The organism is uncultured Marinobacter sp. (genome assembly GCF_947259545.1).
GTDB lineage: Bacteria > Pseudomonadota > Gammaproteobacteria > Pseudomonadales > Oleiphilaceae > Marinobacter.
Genome location: NZ_CAMYMK010000009.1, coordinates 105,218 through 125,489 on the forward strand (window position 1 = coordinate 105,218; position 20,272 = coordinate 125,489).

A 20,272-nucleotide genomic window follows, 5' to 3' on the forward strand; every position below is an offset into this window, starting at 1 on the left:
ATGAACCCCATGCCACACTCATCCCGACCCCTGAACGACTGGCAACTGCACTGCGTCCGCCGCACGCTTCTGCAGGGCGGTGTCATTGCCTATCCTACAGAAGCCGTGTGGGGACTGGGTTGCGATCCCTGGGATGCGCAGGCCGTCGACAGGATTCTCGATCTCAAGCGACGGCCCATGGAAAAGGGCGTGATTCTGGTTGCGTCCTCCATCGAGCAGGTGCGTTTCCTGCTGGATCCCCTACCCGTTGAGTTGCAGCGGGAAGCCGAGAAGCACTGGCCCGGTCCGGTCACCTGTCTGTTGCCGGACGTGGAACGCCAGATACCGGAGTGGGTACGCGGTCGCCATAGCTCCATAGCGGTGCGAGTCAGCGATCACCCGGTGGTCCGTGCCCTCTGTGACACCGCCGGCATGCCACTGGTGTCCACGTCCTGCAATCCGGCCGGGCGTCAGCCGGCCCGCTCCATCTGGCAGGTTCGCCGTTATTTTGGTGATGAGCTGGACTGGATCGTACCCGGTGCACTGGGTGGCAATCGCCAGCCCAGCCGTATTCTGGATATCGTCAGCGGCCGTCAATTGCGCTAGGAGAATCAGATCAGATGTCGCAGCAACCCGACAGCAACGCCGTCAAACAGTACCTGCTTGAGCTGCAGGAGACGATCGTCGCCCGCCTCACAGCCGTTGATGGCAGGGCCGGTTTCATCACCGATGCCTGGGACCGCCCGGAGGGCGGCGGCGGGGTCAGCCGGGTGATCAGTGATGGCGCTGTGTTCGAGAAAGGGGGTGTGAATTTCTCCCACGTCATGGGTAATACCATGCCGCCGTCTGCCACCGCGCATCGCCCGCACCTGGCGGGCGCACCCTGGCAGGCCATGGGGGTCTCCCTGGTGCTTCATCCCCATAACCCGATGGTGCCCACCTCTCACGCCAATGTGCGGTTTTTCATTGCCACGCCAGAGGACGCGGAACCGGTGTACTGGTTTGGTGGCGGCTACGACCTGACGCCCTATTACGGCTTTGAAGAAGATTGCGTCCACTGGCACCGGACCGCTCGGGATGCCTGCCAGCCGTTTGGTGAAGACCTTTATCCGCGCTTCAAACAGTGGTGTGATGAATATTTCTACCTGAAACACCGGGACGAACCGCGAGGCATTGGTGGTCTGTTTTTCGACGACTACAACACCGGCGACTTCTCACGGGATTTTGAGTTGATGCAGGCGGTGGGCAGCAGTTTTATCGAGGGGTATGAGCCCATCGTGCGCCGCCGGAAAGCGCTGCCTTACACCGAACAGCAGCGGGATTTCCAGCTGTACCGCCGAGGTCGGTATGTGGAATTCAACCTGGTGTACGATCGCGGTACCCTGTTCGGCCTGCAGTCCGGCGGACGCACTGAATCGATCCTGATGTCGCTGCCGCCGCTGGTTCGCTGGGACTACCACCGCACGGCGGAGCCGGGCTCCGAAGAGGCACGGCTGACCGACTATTTCCTCACTGATCGTGACTGGCTGGAGTTGAACCATGGAAAATGATCTGTACGCGGTGGTGGGTCACCCCATCAGCCACAGCAAGTCGCCACGGATTCACAGTCTGTTTGCGCGCCAGACCGGGCAGCCGGTGGAATACACAGCCATTCAGGCGCCGCTTGATGATTTTGCAGGCACCGTGAGGAGCTTCTTTGCCCGGGGCGGCAAGGGGCTGAATGTCACTGTGCCGTTCAAGGAGCAGGCCTGGACCCTGGCAGACCGGCGCACCCCGGAGGCGGAGAAAGCCGGCGCCGCCAATACCCTGCTGCTTGATAGTGACGGTTTGCTGACTGCGGATAATACCGACGGCCGGGGACTGGTGACCGATCTGGTTCACAATCACGGCGTTGACCTGCGAGACAAGAGTATTATGGTGCTTGGCGCTGGCGGTGCCGTTCGCGGCGTCCTCGGCCCCCTGCTGGCAGAGCGACCGGCCGAGCTGACCATTGCCAATCGCACGGTCTCCAGGGCTGAAGCGCTGGTGGAACTGTTCCGGCCCGATGCCGGCGCAACCAGGCTCTCGGCCTGCGGTTTTGAAGACGTAGCGGACCGGTTTGATATCATCATCAACGGCACCAGCGCCAGCCTGCAGGGTGATCTGCCACCGATTTCACCGAATGTGATCGGCGCGGATACTGTGGTCTACGACATGATGTATTCTCTGACCACGACCACGTTCAACCAGTGGGCTCTCGATCAGGGCGCGACGCGGGTATTCGATGGCCTGGGTATGTTGGTGGAACAGGCGGCCGAGTCGTTCCGGATCTGGCGTGGTGTGCGCCCGGAAACGGCTGCAGTGATGGAAGAATTGCGTAACGACTGAGTCGGCAGGCCGGCGATAGGCTATGCTCAAGGTCAAAATAGATAAAAGGTCCCAGATGGATATCCTTACCCTTGTGGGTCTGGTGGCGGGTGTACTGATCGTGGTGCTCGCCATGCTGGCCAACGCCTCCGTAATGACTTTCCTGAACCTGCCGGGTCTGGCCATTGTGCTGGGCGGCACCTTTGCGGTGACCCTGGTCAAGTTCCGGCTGTCCTCGGTGATGAGCGCTTTTCGCCTGGCATTTTCCGCGGCATTCAAGGAACAGGTGGCCCGCCCGACCGAGCTGATCCGGGAAGTGGGGGAACTGGCGATGGTGGTGCGCAAGGAAGGCATTCTCGGGCTTGAGGACCACCAAACCACTGACGGATTCCTGCAAAAAGCCATCAACCTCTGCGTCGACGGCCATCCGCCGGAACTGGTGGAAGAAGCCCTGAACCAGGAAACCCAGCAGACAGCGGAGCGTTACGAGGTCTCCGAGCGGGTGTTCCGTGGCATCGGCGAATCGGCCCCGGCCATTGGCATGCTGGGTACCCTGGTTGGCCTGGTACAGATGCTCAATACCCTGGATGATCCCTCATCCATAGGCCCGGCCATGGCCATCGCCCTGTTGACCACGCTGTACGGTGCCTTTATCGCGCAACTCATTGCACTGCCGCTGGCGGACAAGCTCCAGCTCAAGGCAGAGGACGAAGCCCGCAACCAGTTGCTGATCACCACCTCGATACGCAACATCATGCGCGGTGAGAATCCCCGGGTGATGACTGAACTGCTGTCCTCCTTCGTGAATCCTGAACAGCGCACCGGCCTGGCACCGGAGCGGGAGGCCTGACAGTTTGACGGGTATCAGTCAGCAGCGCCGTCGCAAGCCGCAGAACCGCACCCCGGCCTGGATCGTCACCTTTGCCGATCTGGCCACCCTGCTGCTGACCTTCTTTATTTTGTTGCTGTCCTTTGCCGAGATGGACATCGAGAAATACCGCGCCATGGCCAACTCCATGTCGATGGCCTTTGGCAGCGCCAATGTCCTGGCAGAAGATATTGGCGGCTCCCCCCTGACCATGATCGAGTCGGACACAGTGTCGCTGCCCGAGCCTTCAGACAGCACCGTCGAGGAGCCGGAATTCATTGATGAGCGATCGGCTGGCGACGCCCCGACCAAAATTCAGGCAGGTGTGATCGAACTTGCCAGCCGCCTGATCAGTGAGCTGGAATCGGAAGTGGCCTCGGAAACGCTTAATGTGAACTACAACGAGAATCGGGTGGTGATCCGTTTTTCCGAAGAGGCGACCTTCCGCTCCGGAGAGGCGGCCATCAAGCCGGACATGATTCCGATCATCGAACGGGTGGTTGGCGTGCTGGCCCAGTGCAGTGGCGATGTTCTGGTATCCGGTTACACCGATGATCGCCCGATCTCCAGCAGCCGCTACCGCTCCAACTGGGATCTCTCTGCGGCGCGGGCAGTGTCGGTGGTCCACGAGCTGGTGCTGAATCGCCAATTGCCCGCGGAGCGGGTGGTAGCCGCCGGGCGGGCGGAAACCAACCCGCTGGTGCCCAATGACAGTGAGGCAAACCGCGCAAAGAACCGCCGGGTTGAAATTGCCATTCGCGACCCCGAATGCGCGGACTCCGTAGCTACGGACACTCTGCCGGTGGAAATCCTGCCATAGCGAGCCTTATGCTTCAGTGACAGCTCCTCATAGTCATTTCAACTAACTTCTTTGCTTTCAGATCTTTATACTGTGCACCCAGTTATGAACCATAAGCCGGAAAAATACCGGAGGGAGACTATGAGCGGACCGGACAAACCCAAAGTCATTGGCGAAGAGTGGAGCGACGAGCGGGTCAGGAGTTTTCTCGCCATCGAACCGGCAGAAGCTGGTATAAACCCGGATTTTCATGTGTTGCAGAAAGCCTACCGGGCCATGCGTGCCGAGGATTTCGAGCGCTTTATTGCGTTCTTCCTGGACGCCGGCAGGGATCTGAATGCCGTTGGTGAATCAGGCGAGACCATTCTCGACCACATCTCGGCTCACCGCAGGAGTACGGCCTATGCCGAGGCTCTGAAAGCCGCCGGAGCAAAAACAAAGGAACAGGCCGGGAGCTGAATTCTCCCGGCTTTGCGGTGGATTACTGAACCTCGACCTCAATGGCTTTCGGTTCAGCGGGCTCGGATTTCTGCAGGGTGAGTGACAGCATCCCATCCTTGAAGTTGGCCTTGATACTGCCTTCGTCCACGTTCTCCGGCAGGGTGAAGCGGCGCAGGAAACTGCCATAGACCCGCTCAATGCGGTGGTGTTTCTTGTCCTTCGTTTCCTCTTCGTGTTTGCGTTCACCCTGAATGCTGAGCACTCCATCGTGGACGGTGACTTTGACATCCTCCTTGTTCATGCCCGGCAGCTCCGCCTCGATGGTGAAGGCTTCCGGGCTTTCCTTGATATCAACGGCAGGTGCCCAGTCGCTGCGACTGAACAGATCCTTGCCTTCCCGTTCACCGTTGCCACGGCTCAGGCCCAGTAGTCGATTGTAACGGTTCATCAGGTCATCAAATTCACTGACCGGATTCCAGCGTGTAATGTTGCTCATAATGAAACTCCTCCTATACGAATCTGAAATCGTGAGACATCAGCTTCACTCGCGGAACAGCTCCATACCGGTGGCGCCGGCCGGATGGACATCCGTGAACATCTGCTACCTCCGAATGTAGGTTCATTACAGAGGTTTTCAAGTGCCGTCTGGTTAATTTTTGACCTGCATCAGGGGCGGGAGCATCATTCCTGCCCGTTCAGATATTCGTCCTTCAGTTTGACGTAGTTGGCGGCGGTATATTTGAAGAATGTGCGCTCTTTGTCCGTCAGAGCACGTGCCTTTTTACAGGGGGAGCCGACATAAAGATGGCCGGATTCCAGAGTCTTTCCGGGGGGCACCAGGCACCCGGCGGCGACGATGACTTCGTCCTCAACCACGGCCCCATCCATGATGATGCACCCCATACCCACCAGCACCCGGCTGCCGACCGTGCAGCCATGAAGCAGTGCCTTGTGGCCAATGGTGACATCGTCGCCAATAATCAGCGGATAACCGCCGGGGTTGTAATCACTGGCGTGGGTGATGTGGAGTACTGAACCATCCTGGACACTGCAGCGGTCACCGATGCGAATCTTATGCATGTCGCCGCGAACAACTGTCATCGGCCAGATGGAGACATCGTCACCAGTCTGAACGTCACCTATAACCACTGCGCTGGGATCAATCCAGGCGCGCTCGCCAAATTGTGGCGTGATACCCTTGTGAGAACGTACATTCGTCATTACATATACTCGTATAGCGTTTTCCCGGAGGTTCGGGGTACCTGTGGGAGGGGGCCGTTCCCCGAAGTCTGATATACCGAAGCTACCCTACAAATTGACAGCTGAGAAGGGAACTTATGAATAACCCATTATTGACCGACGACCTGTTGCCGAAGTTCGATCATGTTCGTACCGAACACATGGAAACGGCAATTGACCAGATTCTCAGCGAAAACCGCATGAAAATCGCCGAACTGGCGCAACAGGAAGACCCCACCTGGGACACCCTGGCGCAGCCCATGCAGGCCATGGAAGACAAACTGAGCAACGCCTGGTCGGTGATTTCCCACCTCAACGGGGTGATGAACAACGACGACCTGCGCAAAGTCTATAAGAACTGCCTGGAAAAGCTCACCGAATACAGTACCGAGTTGAGCCAGAACGAGGCCCTCTGTAACGCCTACAAGAAACTGGCAGCGCGGGACGATTTCAGTGAGCTCAGTGAAGCCCAGCGCAAGTCCGTGGACAACACCCTGCGGGACTTCCACCTGGGTGGTGTTGATCTGCCGGCGGACAAGAAAAAGCAGTACGCTGACCTGTCCCGTGAGCTGGCAGAACTCTCCAACCGCTTCAGCGACAACGTACTGGACGCCACCCAGCACTGGTACAAACACATTACCGATGTGGACGAGCTGTCCGGTTTGCCGGAAAGCGCCATTGAGGGCGCGAAGCAGGCGGCGAAACAGAAAGACCTCGATGGCTACGTCATTACCCTCGACTTTCCCAGTTTCTTCCCGGTGATGACCTACGGGGACAACCGCGAGCTGCGTCGCGAAGTCTACGAAGCCTTTGTTACCCGCGCCTCCGACATGGGCCCGGACGCCGGTACCTGGGACAACACCCCGGTAATGGCGGAAATCCTCAAGCGCCGCCACGCCCTCGCCCAGCTGCTCGGCTTCGATAACTACGCCGAACGTTCCCTGGCCACCAAGATGGCCCGCACCACCGACGAAGTGCTGGATTTTCTGAACCAGCTGGCGGCCAAATCCAAACCGGTGGCGGAGAAAGAGTTTGCCGAGCTGGAAGCCTTCGCCCGGGACCAACATCGCATGGACACGCTCGAAGCCTGGGATATTGGCTATTACAGCGAGAAACTGCGTCAGGAGCGGTACGACATCTCCCCTGAAACCCTGCGTCCCTGGTTCCCGGTCAACAAGGTGGTTCCGGGGCTGTTTGCCGTGGCGGAAAAGCTCTTCGACGTCCAGATCGAAGAAAAGCCCGAGGTGGAAACCTGGCATGAAGATGCCACTGCCTACTGCATCAGCCGCAACGGTGAGCCGGTGGCCTGGTTCTACCTCGACCTGTTCGCCCGTCAGGGCAAGCGTGGTGGTGCCTGGATGGCGGATTGCCGGGTGCGCTGGCGCAATCAGCGCGGCCACTTGCAGCTTCCGGTCGCGTTTCTGACCTGCAATTTCACCCCGCCGGTGAACGGCAAGCCGTCGCTGCTGACCCACGACGAGGTCACCACCCTGTTCCATGAGTTTGGCCATGGCCTGCATCACATGCTGACCCAGGTGGATGTACTGGAAGTGTCCGGTATCAATGGCGTGGCCTGGGATGCGGTGGAGCTGCCCAGCCAGTTCCTGGAAAACTGGTGCTGGAACCCGGAGTCCCTGGCGCTGATCGCCTCCCATCACGAAACCGGCGAACCGCTGCCAGAAGATCTACTGCAGAAACTGCTGGCGGCCAAGAACTTCCAGTCCGGTATGGCCATGGTGCGCCAGCTGGAATTCTCCCTGTTCGACTTCCGTCTGCACGCGGAATTCACCAGCGAGGCCCCGACCAACCCACTGGATATGCACCGCAAGGTGCGGGAAGAAATCGCCGTGGTGCAAGCACCGGAATTCAACCGCTTCCCCAACAGCTTCTCCCACATCTTCGCCGGTGGATACGCGGCGGGCTACTACAGCTACAAGTGGGCGGAAGTGCTGGCCGCGGATGCGTTCTCGCTGTTCGAGGAACGAGGTATCTTCGACCCGGAAACCGGCAAGGCATTCCTGCACAATATCCTGGAGAAAGGCGGCTCCCAGGAGCCCATGGAACTGTTCAAGGCCTTCCGCGGCCGCGAACCGCAGGTGGATGCACTATTGAAACAAACCGGCATCACGGACGACGCTGCTTGATCACCAAGGCCCGAATACTGGAGTAATCATATGGCGAGTCCAAAACGATTCATCGCCGGTGCCGTCTGCCCCCGCTGTGCGGAGATGGACAAAATCATGATGTTCACCACTGACGATGATGACCAGGTCCGCGAATGCGTGGCCTGCGGTTTCACCGATGCGGTGTCCGACACTGAACAGCCGTCTAATCCCGAACTCGAAACACGGGTTAACAAGCGCGACAACGAGGACGACCATACGGTTAAGCAGGTGGTGTTTTTCAAGGCTGGTTCTGAGGACTGACCTTGGTCTGACTTCTGGAGTTTGACCTTGTAGCCTGATTGATTGGGGGATTGGCCGCGTAGCCTGGTTGTCCGGGGATGAGAGGGTCTGGGGGAACATTTCCAAAACGGAGAAACGTGGTTTCTTTGAATGTTTTGGAAATGTTCCCCCAGACCCTCTCTTTTTTGACCACTGAGAAATCGCTTTGGTGCGTTTTTCAGGCAATGTGTTCTCTTTCTCCGCCTTCTTTGCGATTCCTCTGGAGTACGATGTGAGGGTGGGGGAAACCAGGGGCAAAACATTCAAAGAAACCACGTTTCTCCGTTTTGCCCCTGGTTTCCCCCACCCTCACAGCCCCCCAATCAGGCAGGCTACAAAAAGCAGGCAACTCCCAAACTCAAAGCACCATAGCCGCCAACCACCCAAAGCCGAGCAACGGCAGGTTGTAGTGCAGGAACGTGGGTACGACAGTGTCCCAGATGTGGTTGTGCTGGCCGTCGACGTTGAGGCCGGCGGTGGGGCCGAGGGTGGAATCGGAGGCCGGGGAACCGGCGTCACCGAGGGCGCCGGCGGTGCCGACCAGGGCGACGATGGCCAACGGGCTGAAGCCCATTTCCAGGGCCAGGGGCACGTACAAGGCGGCGATGATGGGGATGGTGGAGAATGACGAGCCGATGCCCATGGTGATCAGCAGGCCCACCACCAGCATCAGGAAGGCGGCCATGGCCTTGTTGTCACCAATGGTGGCGACCGAGCTTTCCACCAGGGTGGCGATCTCGCCGGTTTCGCGCATGACTTCGGCGAAGCCGGAGGCGGCGATCATGATGAAGCCGATCATTGCCAGCATCTTCATGCCTTCGGTAAACAGGTCGTCGGCTTCCTTCCATTTCACCACGCCGGACACATTAAACAGCACGAAGCCGGCCAGGGCACCAAGGATCATCGAGCCCAGCCACAGTTGCACGACAAACGCGGTGACGATGGCAATCATTGCCATGGACAGGGTGCGGCCGTTGTACTGGATGTCGACCCGCTCGGTTTGCTCGATGGTGTCCATGTTGTACTTGCGATCGCCGCGGTAGCTGAAGAACACCGCAACCAGAAGACCACAGAGCATGCCCAGGGCCGGCAGCGCCATGGCGGACATGACGTTCAGTTCGGAGGCATCGACGCCGTTTTCACCCACATTGGCCAGCAGGATCTCGTTCAGGTAAATGCCGCCGAAGCCAATTGGCAGGAACATGTACGGGGTGATCAGGCCGAAGGTCAGGACGCAGGCGACCAGGCGGCGGTCCATGTTCAGTTTGGCCATTACGTACAGCAGTGGCGGCACCACCAGCGGGATGAAGGCGATGTGGATCGGCAGGATGTTCTGGGACGAGATAGCAATGGCCAGCAGCAGCCCGACAATGAGGAAGCGGATGCCGCCAACGGCTTTGCCTTCGTCCTGTTTGCCCACCAGTGCCAGGGCTTTATCAGCGAGGGCGTGGGCGAGGCCGGATTTGCCGATGGCTACGGCAAATGCGCCCAGGGTGGCGTAGGACAGGGCGACGGTGGCACCTCCGCCGAGACCGTTGTTGAAGGCTTCGATGGTGGCTTCCAGAGGCAGACCGGCGATCAGACCACCGGCAACGGCACCTATGATCAGGGCGACAACAACGTGGATGCGGCACAAACTCAGGACGAGCATGATGGCGACCGCAGCGACAACGGCATTCATGGCAAAACTCCGGGTAGGAATTAACGGTTTATCCGACCCCTTGTGAGGGTGGACATCATAAAAAGCGCGCTAATGTGCAGGAAATCATCGCTTCAGTCAAAAACCGGTCCGATGTCAGTCGTCACTGACCCTGTAGAAACGGGGTACCTGTTCGCCGGCCACTTCAACGGTTTCCTGGAACATCGAGAGGGGTCGTACCCAAAGGCTGTGATCGCCATACAGGCAGCGGTAAACCACCAGCTTTTCCTCGGTTTCACTGTGACGGGCGATATCGATGACCTGATAGTCCTTACCCTTGTAGTGGCGGTAGCGCCCTGGCCTGATCTCCGTTTTCCTTTCGGTCATGCGTGGTCTCCGGGCGTTGTGTGGGGTTTATGTTACAGGCAGGAGAACTTCCGCCGGTAAGCGTCTAAACTTATCACCAATCTGGCACGGATGCATAAGGGTCGCGTTGCGCCGTCTGCAACTCAGAATCACTGATATCGGGCATCGGATATCTATTTATGAATCAGCCAGCCTATCGCTTCTGCCAGTGGCTCCTCCTTGTGATGGTGCTTTTGGCCCCTGCCTGTCTGAAGGCTGAAACTGCCGACTTTGCCTGGCTGGAAGATGCGGGTACTGACCTGTCGATTGAAAACATAATGGCCCTGCCTGAACAGCGCTGGCAATCGTTCGACCCCCACAAGGTTTTGAACCTGGGCTTCAGTGACCGCAGCGTCTGGCTAAAAGTGGATGTCCCGCCCGAGCCTGAGAACCGGCTTCTTGAAATCGGCTATCCGTTGCTGGATGAGGTGACAGTCTTCTGGGTACAGCAGGGTGAAGTGGTCGAGGAGCACCGGACGGGGGATCACCAGGCCTTTGACAGTCGTCCGATTCCCCATCGTCATTTTGCGTTTCTGGTGCCCTCGAATACCGAGGCGGTTACCGCGTATGTTCGTGTGAGAACACAGGGTTCTGTCCAGATTCCTGTCCGCATTGTGCCCTCTAAGCAGTTCCTCGCTGAAGAGCACCTGTCATACGGCTGGCAGGCGGTGTTCCTCGGCATTATGTTGGCGATGGCCCTGTACAACTTTTTTGTCTTTCTCATCGTGCGTCAACCCACCTACCTCTGGTACGTGCTGACGGTGATAACAGCGGCTCTGGTCTGGCTCAATTTCAATGGGCTGCTGTTTCAGTGGCTGTGGCCGGACACGCCGATCCTGAATCGGTATTTCACCGCTCCCGCTATCTCCCTCAACATTGCCTTTGCGGCGTTGTTCACCATGAGCTTTCTGTCGTTGCAACGCTTCAGCCCGATCGCCTTTCGCCTGTTTCAGGGGGTGATTGCACTGGCCGTGTTTATGTTTGTCTTCGGGTTGTTCGGGGCATATCAGGCCAGCACTGTTATTGTCAGTGCGTTTGCCGCCGTTGTAACTCCTCTAGCCTGGCTCGTTGGTCTTTGGGTCTGGCGTCAGGGCCAGGTACTAGCCGGTTTCTATGTCCTGGCCTGGAGTCCTTTATTGTTGGGGCACCTTGTGCTGGCAGTCAGTAAACTGGGCTATCTGCCCAGCACCTTTGTGACCGAATTCGCGCCGCAATTCGGTGTGGCGCTGGAGGTTATCCTGCTCTCGTTCGCTCTGGCCTACCGGATCAATCTGGAGCGGCAATGGCGCCAGGAGGCGCAGGATCATGCGCTGGCGGTCCAGAGGCATGCCACTGAAACGCTCGAAGCCCGTGTGCAGGAGCGCACTGAGGAGCTGGAGCGGGCCAATGAGCAGCTTAAGGACATCTCGCTGACCGATGGTCTGACTCAGGTGGCCAATCGCAGACGTTTCGATGAAAGACTGGCGGTGGAATGGAACAGGGCCTGTCGACAGCAAGATTCGCTTTCTTTGTTGATGCTGGATATTGACCACTTCAAACGCGTCAATGACCGGTTCGGGCATCTGGTAGGGGACGACTGTCTGGTCAGCATTGCCGGGCTTTGTGCCAACGAGATTCAGCGTTCCGGTGATTTGCTCGCCCGTTATGGCGGTGAGGAGTTCAGCGTGTTGCTGCCCGCTACTTCCGGGCAGGGCGCCCGGAGTGTGGCTGAGCGGTTGCGAACGGTCATTGCCGACAACCCGGTATATCCCGGTGATGGAACCGGTCCGGTCAACCTGACCGTCAGTGTCGGCGTTGCCACCATGACACCCGACAGCGGCAGCGAACCGGAAGCGCTCATCCGGCGGGCGGACGAGGCGCTCTATCAAGCGAAGGAATCCGGTCGCAACCGAGTAGTCGAGTGGGTCAGTTCTTCAGCTTGTAGCGACCCGGACCTAGAAAAATCAGAGCAACCGCGGTAAACAGGAAAAATCCCTGCAGCTCCAGCGCCCAACCACCACTGCTACTCAGGGCGAGGAGTTCATGCCCGTGGACGAGTGCAATGGCGACCACCATGTTAAAGGCAATCAACAGAGCGCCAATGCGGGTCTGGTAACCCAGGATCACCATCAACGGGGCCAGCAGCTCGCCGATAAACACACCGTAAGCAAAGATCGCAGGAATGCCGAGGCCAGCCAGCTGGCCCTCAACGAACCCTGTGCCGTGGATCAGCTTGGCGATGCCGTGAAACAGCATGAGCCCGCCCAGGGTCAGGCGGATGATCAGTTTTCCCAGGTCTGCATTGTCCAACAAAGGAGCCTCCGTCAGGTAAGTATGGAATCGTGGTATTCAGGAAGGTGCTAGATTACCCGCAATCAGAGGCCGTTGCCCAGAGAGAAACGGATATGATTCCTCACCAGGAGGTTCTCCCAGTATTGCCGCATCCAGTCCCAGGCGGCATTTTGTGCGTACTCAACAAAGGGATCCAGGTTGAGTTCATAGTAATCCGGTGTGCCGGCTATCTGTAAGACCGTCAGGGTAATGGCCTCGTCCAGTTCGTTGGCGAAGGGCTCGCCGATTAATTGGTGGACCAGAAGATTGGCCTGAGTTGCCTCAATGTCCACGAGGTCGCTGGCGCGAATGGAGCGGTTATTCTCATACATTTCTTCCATCAGGCGATGGCAGAGATAGGCCCGGATCAACAGGCCATCGAGGCCGTCGTAATGCACCAGCAGTACCGAAGGCTGGGTAAAGTAGCGGGTGGCAGCGTCGATGAACGGGGCAAACAGGCCGGACTTGCCGGCTTCACGGGCGCAGGCCTCGACACACTCGATCAATCGGGGGGCCATCTCGATATATTCCACGGCGAACTGAAACAGGCAGGTGGCCGGCTGGTAACCCTCGATGGTGATTGTGGCAGGCAGCGACGATGCCTTCTCTCCCAGTTGCCGGAGAAAAGTGCCGGAGCGGGCTTCCTGCCGTCGTGCCTGATCAATGATGTTTAGGACTACCTGTGGAGTCATGTCAGGAGATGCCGGTGTCTGAACGAATTGAGGTCGCAAGGCGCCTCCCGTTGTTCACTAAATAGTTGTTGAAGGCAGGTAAGCAGGGACTGGCAACCGCAACAAGCCTGCCGTTTACGACAATTGTAGCCCAGATTCACTCGCCTGCTTCCGCCGCACCATGAAAATCGGGCCATGTAATGTTTGCCTGACTGACTGTTACGGGGCGTCGAACCAGCGGTCATGCCGGGTGTGGGAGAGAAACAGCCACCCCATGGTCATGGCGCGGGCCAGCATCAGGCTGATCAGCGAGAACCAGAGGCCGTGGTTGCCCCAGCTGGTGGTCAGCCACCACACCGGGAGGAAGACCGCCAGGGCGGAGAACAGCATGGTGTTTTGCATGTCCCGGGTTCGTGTCGCGCCGATAAACACCCCGTCCAGCAGGTAACCCCAGACGGCGGCGAACGGCAGTAGCCATAACCACGGCAGATACTGCCAGGCGGTAATACGCACCTCCTCAATGCCGGTTAACAGGTTGATCAGAAAACGCCCGCCCAAAACAAAGGCCGCGGTGAACAGCAAGGTTCCCCACAAGGACCAGCGCAAAGCAGAACCGAAGACTACCCGGAACCGGCGCCGGCTACCTTTGCCCACGGCCTCGCCAATCAGAGCCTCAGCGGCATTGGCAAAGCCATCGAGGCCATTGGAAATGACCAGCAGGAATGTGAGCAGGACCGCATTGGCGGCGAGGATGGTGTCTCCCTGGCGGGCACCCTGCGCGGTAAAGAAGGCCAGGACCAGCAGCAGCGCGATGGTTCTCACCATGATGTACCGGTTAACCTGCAGGATGCGCAGGTAGTCCGCCAGCTGTCCCAGCAACGCACGGCTGAAGGACTGTCCCGCCGGCATTCGCAACAGGACCAGGCGAAAACCGATCGCCGCGGCGGAGTATTCCGCAATGACGGTGGCGGCGGCGACCCCCTGGCTATTCCAGCCCAGGACCGTCACGAACAGTACGTCCAGCACGATGTTCAGGCTGTTTGCCACAATCAGCATGATCATGGGGGCCCGGGGAAACTGGGTTCCAATCAACCAGCCCACCAGAGTGTATTGGCACAGCACGGCGGGCGCACTCCAGATACGTATGGCGGCGTAGTCGGCGGCCAGTTCCGCCACCCGTTCACTGGGATTCATCAGGGTCAGGCCAATACTGATCAGGGGCTTGTGGAAGACGATAAGTAGCAGGCCGATGCCCGTCGCCAGGATGATGGAGCGCAACAACAATGCGATCTGGGCGAACTCATCGCGCCGGCCCCAGGCCTGTGCAGAAAGCCCTGTGGTACCCATGCGCATGAATCCGAACGTCCAGTAAAGAATACTGAACAGGTTGGCACCGACAGCGACCGCCCCCAGGTATTGCGGACTCTCCAGATGACCAAGCACGGCGGTATCCACCAGTCCCAGCAGTGGGACGGTGAGATTGGTGAGCATAAGCGGCCAGGCCAGGGCCCATAGACGCCGATCTGTGTTGGTGAGCGGGAGGCTTTTATGTGATTTGATTATTAATAATCCGGGCTTATAACGTTTAGGTTTAGTCGGTTTTTAGCGTTTTCTTGATCTGTGTCTATACTCAATCCTGAGTTATCCATAAGCAGACTTCCACTCTGGCCTGACAGGTGTGTGCGAGCTCCGTCAGAACAGAGGGATTGAACGCAAAATCCGACAAGAATAACACTCTGTGGAGACACAGTATGCGCGTGCACGCTAAGCGGGCAGGTGCCCTTTTGGGCGGCCTATTGTTCCCCGCCTGGTCCATGGCGGACTGGACATTGAACATGGCTCCCGGGGTCACCGGCACCAGTAATGAAATTTTCAGCCTTCACATGACCATCCTCTGGATATGCGTTGTCATTGGCATCGTGGTTTTCGGGGTGATGTTCTGGTCTATTTTCGCCCACCGCAAGTCCCAGGGCCACAAGCCGGCCAATTTCCACGAGAACACCGTGGTGGAAGTTCTCTGGACCATCATTCCCTTCGTCATTCTCGTCGTCATGGCGATTCCGGCCACGGCCACTCTGGTGGATATGTATGACACCGCTGAGTCCGACGTGGACATCAAGGTGACAGGCTACCAGTGGCGCTGGAAGTACGATTATCTTGAGGAAGATTTCGGCTACTTCTCCAACCTGGCAACCAGCAAGGACGAGATCTATAACCGGCTGGAAAAGAACGAGAATTACCTGCTGGATGTAGACAATCCGCTGGTGATTCCGGTGGGCAAGAAAGTGCGCCTGCTGGTGACGGCAAACGACGTCATCCACTCCTGGTGGGTGCCGGCCTTTGGTGTCAAGAAAGACGCCATTCCCGGGTTTATCAACGAAACCTGGACCCGTGTTGACGAGCCGGGCATCTATCGTGGCCAGTGCACGGAGCTGTGCGGCAAGGACCATGGCTTCATGCCGGTGGTGGTCAAGGCGGTGCCCCAGGAAGAATACGACGAGTGGGTGGCCGAGCAGCGTGAAGCCGCCCAGCGTGAGCGCGAGCTGACCGAAAAAGACTGGACCCTGGAGGAGCTCATGGAACGCGGGGAACAGACCTATGCCAGTGCCTGTGCTGCCTGCCACCAGGCTGACGGCAGCGGCGCCCCTCCGGCCTTCCCGGCCCTGCGGGGCAGTCAGATTGTACTGGAAGACATGGATGCCCATCTGGATATCGTGGTTAACGGTGTGTCCGGTACTGCCATGCAGGCGTTCGGTGGTCAGTTGAGTGAAGTGGATCTGGCTGCTGTGATTACCTATGAGCGTAATGCCTGGGGCAATAACACCGGTGAGATGGTCACACCGAAGGAAGTCTTCGAGTACAAGAACCAGGAATGATTCGCCAGATAACATTACCAGCCAGAATAACAAGGCGTTAACGGGGGTTTTTCATGAGTGCGGTTGCAGATACCCACGCCCAGGATGATCATCACCACGGCCCGGCCAAAGGCTTCAGCCGGTGGTTGCTGACGACCAATCACAAAGACATCGGGACCATGTACCTGATCTTCAGTTTCGCCATGTTCCTGCTTGGTGGAACCATGGCGATGGTAATCCGGGCCGAGCTGTTCCAGCCCGGCCTGCAGATTGTCGAGCCTGAATTCTTTAACCAGATGACCACCATGCATGGTCTGATCATGGTGTTCGGTGCCGTCATGCCCGCCTTCGTAGGGTTGGCTAACTGGATGCTGCCACTGATGATCGGCGCGCCCGACATGGCCCTGCCACGGATGAACAACTGGAGTTTCTGGTTGCTGCCGTGTGCCTTCCTGATTCTGGTGTCCACCCTGTTCATGTCCGGCGGTGCGCCGAACTTCGGCTGGACCTTCTATGCGCCACTGTCGACGACGTATGGGCCGCCGAGTACCACCTTCTTTATCTTCGCGGTCCACATCATGGGGATTTCCTCCATCATGGGTGCCATTAACGTCATTGCCACGATCCTGAACCTGCGGGCACCGGGCATGACCCTTATGAAGATGCCGCTGTTTGTCTGGACCTGGCTGATCACCGCATTCCTGTTGATCGCCGTGATGCCGGTGCTGGCGGGCGTGGTCACCATGATGCTGATGGATATCAACTTTGGCACCAGTTTCTTTGATGCTTCCGGCGGTGGTGATCCGGTGTTGTTCCAGCATGTGTTCTGGTTCTTCGGGCATCCCGAGGTGTACATCATGATCCTTCCGGCGTTCGGGGCGGTGTCGCATATCATTCCGGCGTTCTCCCGCAAGCCGTTGTTCGGCTATGCCTCCATGGTCTACGCGGTGGGTGCGATTGCCCTGCTGTCTTTCGTGGTATGGGCTCACCACATGTTCACCGTTGGCATCCCCATTGCCGGTCAGTTGTTCTTTATGTACGCGACCATGCTGATTGCCGTACCCACGGGCGTGAAAGTGTTTAACTGGGTGGCCACGATGTTCCGTGGTGCCCTCAGTTTCGAGACCCCGATGCTGTTCGCCGTGGCGTTCGTCATTCTGTTCACCATCGGCGGCTTCTCCGGCCTGATGCTGGCTATTGCCCCGGCTGATTTCCAATACCACGACACCTACTTCGTGGTGGCTCACTTCCACTATGTGCTGGTGCCGGGCGCTATCTTCGGTATCTTCGCTTCGGCCTATTTCTGGCTGCCAAAGTGGACTGGCCACATGTATGACGAAACCCTGGGCAAGACCCACTTCTGGCTGTCGTTTATTGGTATGAACCTGGCATTTTTCCCCATGCACTTCCTCGGGCTGGCGGGTATGCCGCGTCGTATTCCGGACTATGCCCTGCAGTTTGCCGATTTCAACATGGTGTCCAGCATCGGGGCCTTCATGTTCGGGGCGACGCAACTGCTGTTCCTGTTGATCGTGGTCAAGTGTGTGAAGGGGGGCGCGAAGGCTGCGGCCAAGCCCTGGGATGGTGCGGAAGGCCTGGAGTGGACGTTGCCCTCGCCGCCGCCCTATCACTCGTTCACGACACCACCCGAAGTGAAGTAGGACAGAGCCTGTAGGCCATTATCGGATCAGGACAACAACAATCGATAACGGATAAGCCATCGGAGACTGTCATGGCGGAAAACCAGACCTATTACGTGCCCGAACAGAGTAAGTGGCCGATCATCGCAACGGTTGGTCTCGGGGTAACCCTGTACGGCGTTGCCGCGATCATGGTGAACGGCAAGCAGGGAGAGCCGACTACCGGATCCTGGATCCTGTTTTTTATTGGCGCCCTGATTATGGCCTACATGCTGTTCGGCTGGTTCGGGAGTGTGATTAAAGAGAGCCGGTCAGGCCTGTACAGCCCGCAAATGGACCGTTCCTTTCGTTGGGGGATGAGTTGGTTCATCTTCTCGGAAGTCATGTTCTTCGCAGCCTTCTTTGGCGCTTTGTTCTATACCCGGGTGTTTGCGGTGCCCTGGTTGGGCGGGGAAGGTGACAGGGCCAGCAGTAACATGCTGTGGGAGGGGTTCCAGGCGACCTGGCCGCTGATCAATAATCCGGACCCCCAGGCCTTCCCCGGTCCCAAGGAAGTGATTGGCCCCTGGGGGCTGCCGCTGATCAACACAATCCTGCTGGTTACCTCCTCCTTCACAGTCACGGTGGCGCACCACGCCCTGAAGGAAGGCCATCGACAGAAGATCAAGATCTGGCTTGGCGCCACCATTGCCCTGGCACTGGTGTTCGTGTTCGTTCAGGGCTATGAGTACGCTCACGCCTACGCGGATCTGGATCTCACGCTTCGGTCCGGCATCTACGGCAGTACTTTCTTTATGCTCACCGGCTTCCATGGCGCCCACGTGATACTGGGCACGCTGATGCTGACCATAATGCTGATTCGGATTATCAAGGGGCATTTCACGGCTGACCAACACTTTGGATTCGAGGCGGCTGCCTGGTACTGGCACTTTGTCGATGTGGTCTGGCTGTGCCTGTTTGTCTTCGTGTATGTGATCTGAGGTGATATCAGGGAGTCGGGTTCAGTACCAGGCTCCCTTGCCAGAGGGAAATTACAATCACCAGCAGCAATAACACACTCAGCGCCACCCGCACCGCCAGTGAGTTCACCACCCGGTTGGTTTTGCCGCCGTCCTTGATCAGAAAGAACAGCCCGCTGAAGAGACTAAAGACGACAGCCAGCATGAGTATGACAACGACAGCTTTCAGCATGGGGTTTCCTGTCTCTGAATGTGTTTATTCTGAGGTCACTATAGCAGAGCATGCCTGATACCGGGTCGTCCCCACGTCGTCAGTGGCAGTTTGACTGGCGGATACTGCTGTTTGCCGGAGCGTTTCTGCCGTTATTGGTCGGGCTGGGAATCTGGCAGCTTGGGCGGGCTGAAGAAAAACAGCAGCAGTTGCTGCAGTGGGAGCAGCAGGCCGAGAGCCTGAGCTGGCCCCGGCAAGAAATGCGCGGGTTGAGTAACGGCCGTCCGGTAACCCTCCTGGGTCGATACAGTGACCTGACCTGGCTGCTGGACAACCGGACACGGGATGGTGTTCCCGGCTATGAAGTGCTGACGATGTTCTACCCGCTTGAAGGACCCGCGGTCGTCGTCAACCGTGGTTGGGTTCAGGCCCCGAGAACCCGTGACCGTTTGCCAGCGATCGATGTCCCTGCGGGAGTGCTTGAAATTCGCGGGCGTGTGGCGGAGTTTCCCGAACCTCCGGTACTGGCTGATAACGCAGTGCAGTCGAAGGGCTGGCCACGGCGCGTCCAGGCGCTGCCCCGCTCGCAGGCTGTGGCGGAGGAGCCGACCCTGGCATCAAAGGTGATCCGGCTTTCCGGAAGGAAACAGCCCGGAGCGTATCGCGCTGACTGGAAACCAGATCTGATGGGGCCACAAACTCACTACGGATATGCGTTTCAATGGTTTTCACTGGCCATCGCACTGGTTATATTGACGGTGGTAGCGAGTTACCGAAAGACAGGAGCCAATAATGACAATGACAATGGCTAATAAGGTATCCGATCAGCACTCCGGAGGCCCCACGCCCGAACAGGTTCGCCGAGGCCGACGTACAGCACTGTTGCTGTTCGCCATCGGCTTTGGCCCCATGGTGTTTGCCACCATCATGTACTACACCGGTTGGCTTAATCCGGCCGGCCATACCAACAACGGCGAGCTGGTACAGCCAGTGGTGCCGGTTTCCGAACTCCAACTGCAAATGGCTGACGGGCAACCCCTGGCCGACCGCTTCGGACCTGAAAGGGCCGACGCTGAATGGATGATGATGGTGGTGGCCGGCCAGTGCACCGACGAGTGCGAAAAGCTGCTTTACCTGGCCAGACAGGTCAACATTGCTCTTGGCAAGAACGCCGATCGCCTATCCAGAGCGGCTTATATCGCGGATGTACCTGCCGGGCTGGAGGCACGTTGGGCTAATGAGTACAGCGCTATGGAGCGGCTTCAGCCGCGGGGTGATCAGGCTCCGGCCTGGCCGGCGGGTATTCAGCCCGACCGCGAGCCGCGAATCCTTCTGGTGGACCCGTTCGGCAATGTGATGATGCATTACGGCAATGAGCACACCGGCAAGGACATGCTCAAAGACCTCAAGCACCTGATGAAACTGTCCCAGATTGGTTAACCTGATGTCCGGAGGACGCTGACCTT

Annotated in this window: 22 protein-coding genes; 14 read left to right on the plus strand and 8 right to left on the minus strand. The window is 58.2% G+C overall.

Going from position 1 to position 20,272, the window contains the following annotated elements; translation table 11 throughout:
- The first annotated feature begins 9 nt into the window (after nt 1-9).
- From Q0Y21_RS15195 to Q0Y21_RS15220, 6 genes are all read left to right on the plus strand, one after another.
- On the plus strand, nt 10-585 hold the full coding sequence (locus Q0Y21_RS15195; protein ID WP_297797317.1) for an L-threonylcarbamoyladenylate synthase: 576 nt from the start codon (nt 10-12) through the stop codon (nt 583-585).
- 14 nt (nt 586-599) lie between these two features.
- Complete coding sequence (hemF, locus tag Q0Y21_RS15200) at nt 600-1,529, plus strand: oxygen-dependent coproporphyrinogen oxidase (protein ID WP_297797319.1); 930 nt, start codon at nt 600-602, stop codon at nt 1,527-1,529.
- Entirely contained in the window at nt 1,519-2,346 is an 828-nt protein-coding gene (gene aroE / locus Q0Y21_RS15205; RefSeq protein ID WP_297797321.1) for a shikimate dehydrogenase, read from the plus strand. The genes hemF and aroE overlap by 11 nt, the downstream gene beginning before the upstream one ends.
- Before the next feature lie 55 nt (nt 2,347-2,401).
- Entirely contained in the window at nt 2,402-3,175 is a 774-nt protein-coding gene (locus tag Q0Y21_RS15210) for a MotA/TolQ/ExbB proton channel family protein (protein ID WP_366517696.1), read from the plus strand.
- A gap of 4 nt (nt 3,176-3,179) precedes the next feature.
- Nucleotides 3,180-4,013 (plus strand): flagellar motor protein MotB, encoded by an 834-nt coding sequence (locus tag Q0Y21_RS15215; RefSeq protein WP_297797325.1) that lies wholly within the window; start codon nt 3,180-3,182, stop codon nt 4,011-4,013.
- A gap of 120 nt (nt 4,014-4,133) precedes the next feature.
- A complete protein-coding gene (locus tag Q0Y21_RS15220) occupies nt 4,134-4,451 on the plus strand; it encodes a PA4642 family protein (RefSeq protein WP_297797327.1) in 318 nt (105 codons plus the stop codon).
- Nucleotides 4,452-4,473: 22 nt separating this feature from the next.
- Here the strand turns inward: Q0Y21_RS15220 and Q0Y21_RS15225 are convergent, their stop codons facing one another.
- Both Q0Y21_RS15225 and Q0Y21_RS15230 read right to left on the minus strand, forming a co-directional pair.
- Nucleotides 4,474-4,929: an Hsp20/alpha crystallin family protein gene (locus tag Q0Y21_RS15225; RefSeq protein WP_297797329.1), complete on the minus strand. Its 456-nt coding sequence runs from the start codon at nt 4,927-4,929 to the stop codon at nt 4,474-4,476.
- Nucleotides 4,930-5,114: 185 nt separating this feature from the next.
- Nucleotides 5,115-5,654 carry a gamma carbonic anhydrase family protein gene (locus tag Q0Y21_RS15230; protein ID WP_297797331.1) on the minus strand — a complete coding sequence of 180 codons (540 nt, stop codon included), beginning with the start codon at nt 5,652-5,654 and terminating at the stop codon, nt 5,115-5,117.
- Nucleotides 5,655-5,770: 116 nt separating this feature from the next.
- On the opposite strand from Q0Y21_RS15230, the gene prlC reads away from it, so the two are divergent.
- Nucleotides 5,771-7,816, plus strand: a complete 2,046-nt coding sequence (prlC, locus tag Q0Y21_RS15235) for an oligopeptidase A (protein WP_297797333.1) — start codon at nt 5,771-5,773, stop codon at nt 7,814-7,816.
- Nucleotides 7,817-7,846: 30 nt separating this feature from the next.
- On the plus strand, nt 7,847-8,098 hold the full coding sequence (locus tag Q0Y21_RS15240) for a YheV family putative zinc ribbon protein (RefSeq protein ID WP_297797335.1): 252 nt from the start codon (nt 7,847-7,849) through the stop codon (nt 8,096-8,098).
- A gap of 376 nt (nt 8,099-8,474) precedes the next feature.
- Here Q0Y21_RS15240 and Q0Y21_RS15245 read toward each other — a convergent pair whose 3' ends face one another.
- Together Q0Y21_RS15245 and Q0Y21_RS15250 are read right to left on the minus strand one after the other, a co-directional pair.
- Nucleotides 8,475-9,797: a Na+/H+ antiporter family protein gene (locus tag Q0Y21_RS15245; protein WP_297797337.1), complete on the minus strand. Its 1,323-nt coding sequence runs from the start codon at nt 9,795-9,797 to the stop codon at nt 8,475-8,477.
- Nucleotides 9,798-9,911: 114 nt separating this feature from the next.
- Entirely contained in the window at nt 9,912-10,142 is a 231-nt protein-coding gene (locus Q0Y21_RS15250; protein ID WP_297797339.1) for a DUF1653 domain-containing protein, read from the minus strand.
- Nucleotides 10,143-10,300: 158 nt separating this feature from the next.
- On the opposite strand from Q0Y21_RS15250, the gene Q0Y21_RS15255 reads away from it, so the two are divergent.
- Nucleotides 10,301-12,121 carry a diguanylate cyclase gene (locus tag Q0Y21_RS15255; RefSeq protein ID WP_297797340.1) on the plus strand — a complete coding sequence of 607 codons (1,821 nt, stop codon included), beginning with the start codon at nt 10,301-10,303 and terminating at the stop codon, nt 12,119-12,121.
- Here the strand turns inward: Q0Y21_RS15255 and Q0Y21_RS15260 are convergent.
- The 3 genes from Q0Y21_RS15260 to Q0Y21_RS15270 all read right to left on the minus strand — a co-directional run bounded on the left by Q0Y21_RS15260 (nt 12,066) and on the right by Q0Y21_RS15270 (nt 14,632).
- Nucleotides 12,066-12,452 carry a DoxX family protein gene (locus Q0Y21_RS15260; protein ID WP_297797343.1) on the minus strand — a complete coding sequence of 129 codons (387 nt, stop codon included), beginning with the start codon at nt 12,450-12,452 and terminating at the stop codon, nt 12,066-12,068. The two genes, Q0Y21_RS15255 and Q0Y21_RS15260, sit on opposite strands and share 56 nt — an antisense overlap.
- A 62-nt stretch (nt 12,453-12,514) precedes the next feature.
- Nucleotides 12,515-13,162, minus strand: a complete 648-nt coding sequence (locus tag Q0Y21_RS15265; RefSeq protein WP_297797345.1) for a hypothetical protein — start codon at nt 13,160-13,162, stop codon at nt 12,515-12,517.
- 198 nt (nt 13,163-13,360) lie between these two features.
- Nucleotides 13,361-14,632 carry an MATE family efflux transporter gene (locus tag Q0Y21_RS15270; RefSeq protein ID WP_297797346.1) on the minus strand — a complete coding sequence of 424 codons (1,272 nt, stop codon included), beginning with the start codon at nt 14,630-14,632 and terminating at the stop codon, nt 13,361-13,363.
- A gap of 260 nt (nt 14,633-14,892) precedes the next feature.
- On the opposite strand from Q0Y21_RS15270, the gene coxB reads away from it, so the two are divergent.
- The 3 genes from coxB to Q0Y21_RS15285 all read left to right on the plus strand — a co-directional run bounded on the left by coxB (nt 14,893) and on the right by Q0Y21_RS15285 (nt 18,616).
- A complete protein-coding gene (gene coxB / locus Q0Y21_RS15275) occupies nt 14,893-16,017 on the plus strand; it encodes a cytochrome c oxidase subunit II (protein WP_297797348.1) in 1,125 nt (374 codons plus the stop codon).
- A gap of 53 nt (nt 16,018-16,070) precedes the next feature.
- Complete coding sequence (gene ctaD, locus Q0Y21_RS15280) at nt 16,071-17,657, plus strand: cytochrome c oxidase subunit I (RefSeq protein WP_297797350.1); 1,587 nt, start codon at nt 16,071-16,073, stop codon at nt 17,655-17,657.
- A gap of 71 nt (nt 17,658-17,728) precedes the next feature.
- Nucleotides 17,729-18,616, plus strand: coding sequence for a cytochrome c oxidase subunit 3 (locus Q0Y21_RS15285; RefSeq protein ID WP_297797352.1), 888 nt, complete (start codon nt 17,729-17,731; stop codon nt 18,614-18,616).
- A 7-nt stretch (nt 18,617-18,623) separates the two neighbouring features.
- On the opposite strand, the gene Q0Y21_RS15290 is transcribed toward Q0Y21_RS15285, so the two are convergent.
- Nucleotides 18,624-18,827 (minus strand): twin transmembrane helix small protein, encoded by a 204-nt coding sequence (locus Q0Y21_RS15290; protein ID WP_297797354.1) that lies wholly within the window; start codon nt 18,825-18,827, stop codon nt 18,624-18,626.
- Nucleotides 18,828-18,877: 50 nt separating this feature from the next.
- On the opposite strand from Q0Y21_RS15290, the gene Q0Y21_RS15295 reads away from it, so the two are divergent.
- Entirely contained in the window at nt 18,878-19,618 is a 741-nt protein-coding gene (locus Q0Y21_RS15295) for an SURF1 family protein (protein ID WP_297797356.1), read from the plus strand.
- Nucleotides 19,599-20,246 (plus strand): hypothetical protein, encoded by a 648-nt coding sequence (locus tag Q0Y21_RS15300; RefSeq protein ID WP_297797358.1) that lies wholly within the window; start codon nt 19,599-19,601, stop codon nt 20,244-20,246. The genes Q0Y21_RS15295 and Q0Y21_RS15300 overlap by 20 nt, the downstream gene beginning before the upstream one ends.
- Nucleotides 20,247-20,272: the final 26 nt, after the last annotated feature.